This is a genomic window from Microvirga soli (genome assembly GCF_016734765.1).
Classification (GTDB): Bacteria; Pseudomonadota; Alphaproteobacteria; order Rhizobiales; family Beijerinckiaceae; genus Microvirga; species Microvirga soli.
Map to the genome: position 1 here is coordinate 1 of NZ_JAERQE010000121.1, position 3,430 is coordinate 3,430.

Here is a 3,430-nt window from a genome sequence, read left to right on the forward strand (position 1 = left end):
TTTCGTAAAGCGTGTCTGGGGCATGGAGCACCTCCTGGATCATAAGAAGTGCTCTCCATTGTTCCGAAGCAAGACCACTGCTCGACTGGTTCGGGATCGTGGTCTTCGCGACCACCGGGGCGCTGGTCGCCTCGCGCAAGGAGATGGACCTGGTCGGTTTCGTCCTGCTCGGAACGGCAACGGGGGTCGGCGGCGGAACGATCCGCGGGCGCTCATCAACGCGCTTCCGATGTTCTGGGTGCGGGAGCCGGCTTACCTGATCACCTGCGTGCTGGTCTCCTGTGCGATATTCTTCCTCGCCCACATGCCCTAGTCGCGCCTCAAGCTCCTCCTGTGGTGCGATGCCATCGGCATGGCACTGTTCGCCGTGATCGGGGCCGAGAAGGCCCTGCTGGCCGAGGCCGGACCTGTCGTCGCCATCGCGATGGGCGTGATTACGGCCACCTTCGGCGGCATCATCCGGGACGTCCTCGGCGGCGAAAGCCCGGTCATCCTCAGCCGCGAGATCTACGTGTCAGCCGTGCTGGGCGGGGCGGCGATCTTCGTTGCCTTGGCCACGGCGGGCGTTCCGCGCGAGTACGCGCTCGCCGGCGGTTTCCTGGTTGGTCTTGCCATCCGGGCGGCGGCGCTGCGCTGGGACTGGTCCCTGCCGCGTTATCGGCCTCGGCCTGGGCGCACGTGGGGAGAGATCGATCCCCGTTGATTTGGCGTGCTCCGGCGGCCGTGAACGTGTGCGCCTCCCGTAACAGGGCAGCGCCTTTTGGCTCCAAACGGCAGCAGGAGGGGCAGCCGCGTCCAAGCTTCACAATTCCGCCTCAAACCGGCGTAGGTTACCAACCACTGCAAGCGGGAGAGAGCCGGCGTGCTGGCCGCCGAAGGAGCAACCGCCCCGGAAACTCTCAGGCACCGAGGACCGCTTGCCAGTGCAACACTCTGAAAAGCGGAGCATCACGCTCCCGCCCACGGTGTAAGTCGCGCCCGAGCAAGTCGGCTGCGATGAAGCTCTCAGGCCAATGACAGAGGGGGCTCGCGCGCTATCCGCGTTCGGAGCCTTTTCGGAGCCTGACCATGCCTTTTGACACTTGATCCTCATGCGCATCGACGCCCGGCTGTCCGGCCTGCGCACCCATGCCCCCTGGCCGGCGGCACGTTCCGTAAGCCCGCGCAAGCAATCACAGCCTGAACCCCACCTCGATCCGCCCCGCGCGCCGCTACGGCTGCGCGGATGCGGTCCCCCAGATCCTCTTCAACAAGCAGATTCATCCCATGTCTCCTTTCCGCCTCCCCCGCCGTCAAAATTCATCCATGCACCTCGCCGTGATCGGGATCATGCTGCTGGCCCTGACCCTGGCGGGCTGCATCTCGCCGCAGGCGCCTCGGGACATCGCTCTCAAGGGACCGGACCCGGTCTACGTCGCCATGTACGGGCCGCAGCCGGAAGAGAAATTCCCGCTCCCGGCCACCGACATCTCGACCGTAGACCCGCAGTTCCTTAGGCGGGAGGTCGCCTACGACACCACGGAGCGTCCCGGCACCATCGTGGTCGACACGGCCAATCGCTACCTGTACCTCGTGCGGGAGAACGGACGTGCCATGCGATACGGCATCGGCGTCGGCGCCGACGGCATGAAGTGGGCCGGGCGCGCGCAAGTCGGGCGCAAGGCGGAGTGGCCCCGCTGGACGCCCACCGCCGCGATGATCAAGCGGGATCCCGCGCGCAACCGGCGCTGGGCGAACGGCATGCCTCCGGGCCTGAACAATCCGCTCGGGCCGCGGGCGCTCTATCTCTTCCAGGACGGCCGGGACACCCTGTATCGGATCCACGGCACCACCGAGCCCGACACCATCGGCGAGCCAGTGTCGAGCGGCTGCATCCGCATGCTAAACCAGGACATTCTCGACCTGTACAGCCGCGTACCGGTCGGAACCCCGGTGGTCGTCCTCTTAGACACGCGGACGGCCGATGGCGACGCGGAGCCATCCACGGACTGCCCGACATCGACACGTGTGCAGGCCAGGGACGAACTCGGTTCGTCCCCGCCGTCCGTTGAAGGCCTGCATCAGCCGAAGGCGCATGCCGGAGGGAAGACGGACGCAGGTTCAACAAGACCCTGGGACCGAGTCCCAGGAAGCCGGGAGGTCGGCTACCGCCTTTTCGAGATGACCGAGATCTTCCCGTCTCCTTCGATGTGGGCGGATTTCACCTCCTTCACGTCGCCGATGCCCTCCTCGCGGAGATGGCTCATGAGTTCCTACTCCGTCAGGAACTCACGCCGCATGTTGCGCCGGAGAAGCTTGCCGTCCTTGATCACTTGCAGCGGCAGGGACGATACAAGCCGCTCGATGAAGGGCACGCGGTAGCTGAGGGCGTTGATGAGGTAGTTCCACCCCATCAGCGTCGCGATCATGACGACCCCATCGGCCACGGAGGTGTATTCACCCATCGCGTGGGCGGCTGCCTCCGCAATCAGGAGGACGAAGATCAGGTCCATCATCGCCAGCTCGCCGCCGGTCCGTTGCGGCATGAGGCGTGTCATGACGAGGATCCCGAAGTACAGGACGGTTCCTCGCGCGACGAGCTCCAGAAGCGGAGTATCGAGCGACAGGATGGACAGCCAGTCCGTAGGCAGGAATTCCATGGCCTAGAATTCGCCGGTGTGACGAGCATGCAGGAGCGCGGAGAAACTGAGGCCGGCCAACACGACATTCCTCCTCCAGCAACGGCGATCGGCGGGCGGGGATGCACCCTGCACGGCAGCAGTACGCAATGAATGGGTTTGGGGAAAAGTTCCGAAAGCGGCTCCCACCCCGTCCCCTGCCGCGGTCAGGCGCCCAGGCTCTCGCTGCCTTGGCAGGAACTCATTCAAGACGCTCAAACAGGATGTCATGGGCGCCCTCCCAGAGGACCTTCGTGCCGAATGCCAAGAGATTGTCCTGCCCCTTGCCGATCGTCAGGAAATGATTGCCCGCACGCTGGCCCATCTTGCCCGCGAACCGGACCCGGCCATAGGCTAGAAGCAGTTCGGTTTCGCTGAAGCCGCCGGGATAGAGCACGAACTGACCGGGCGCCGGATAGCTTGTCGCGTTCTCGAAGCCGAGGCCGAAGTCGGTGTCGCCGAGGGGTATCCAGCAAGCTTCCCCGCTCCAGCGCACGTGGATGATCCGCTGCTCGTATGGCAGCAGGTTCAGGAACAGTTCGCAGATCTTCGGTGCGGCTTCCTGCTCGAGCCTCGATTCGAAATCGAAGGATCCGGCCTTGATGTGAATGAGGGTCATCGGTGTTTCTCCGTCACGAAACGGCTGGCGTCCAGTCAAACGCGCGGCTTTTCCAGTGTTCCAAAAACATCATCAATCCAGCATGGGCCAGTCGCTTACCGAGCGCGTTGGTGCCATAGGCCAGCAAGCACACGAGGCGACCATTCACCGTCTG

Annotated in this window: 2 protein-coding genes, 2 pseudogenes and 1 riboswitch; of the genes and pseudogenes, 2 read left to right on the plus strand and 2 right to left on the minus strand. The window is 64.5% G+C overall.

The annotated features are described in order from the left end of the window. Positions 1-77: 77 nt before the first annotated feature. Both JKL45_RS29380 and JKL45_RS29385 read left to right on the plus strand, forming a co-directional pair. A pseudogene (locus JKL45_RS29380) lies at positions 78-703 on the plus strand (trimeric intracellular cation channel family protein). 134 nt (positions 704-837) lie between these two features. Continuing rightward, positions 838-926: riboswitch (glycine riboswitch) on the plus strand. 379 nt (positions 927-1,305) lie between these two features. Continuing rightward, a pseudogene (locus JKL45_RS29385) lies at positions 1,306-2,004 on the plus strand (L,D-transpeptidase); the annotation flags it as partial. Positions 2,005-2,252: 248 nt separating this feature from the next. Here JKL45_RS29385 and JKL45_RS29395 read toward each other — a convergent pair. After that, a complete protein-coding gene (locus JKL45_RS29395) occupies positions 2,253-2,639 on the minus strand; it encodes a DUF421 domain-containing protein (RefSeq protein ID WP_201865292.1) in 387 nt (128 codons plus the stop codon). Positions 2,640-2,859: 220 nt separating this feature from the next. Then, the gene (locus JKL45_RS29400) at positions 2,860-3,276 is read right to left on the minus strand and encodes a DUF3830 family protein (protein ID WP_201865293.1); all 417 of its coding nucleotides are present in this window, start codon (positions 3,274-3,276) and stop codon (positions 2,860-2,862) included. Positions 3,277-3,430: the final 154 nt, after the last annotated feature.

Excerpts from the sequence above, each read along its gene's own strand:
- JKL45_RS29395 (WP_201865292.1), bottom strand. The coding sequence starts at position 2,639 with ATGGAATTCCTGCCTACGGACTGGCTGTCCATCCTGTCGCTCGATACT.
- JKL45_RS29400 (WP_201865293.1), bottom strand. The coding sequence starts at position 3,276 with ATGACCCTCATTCACATCAAGGCCGGATCCTTCGATTTCGAATCGAGG.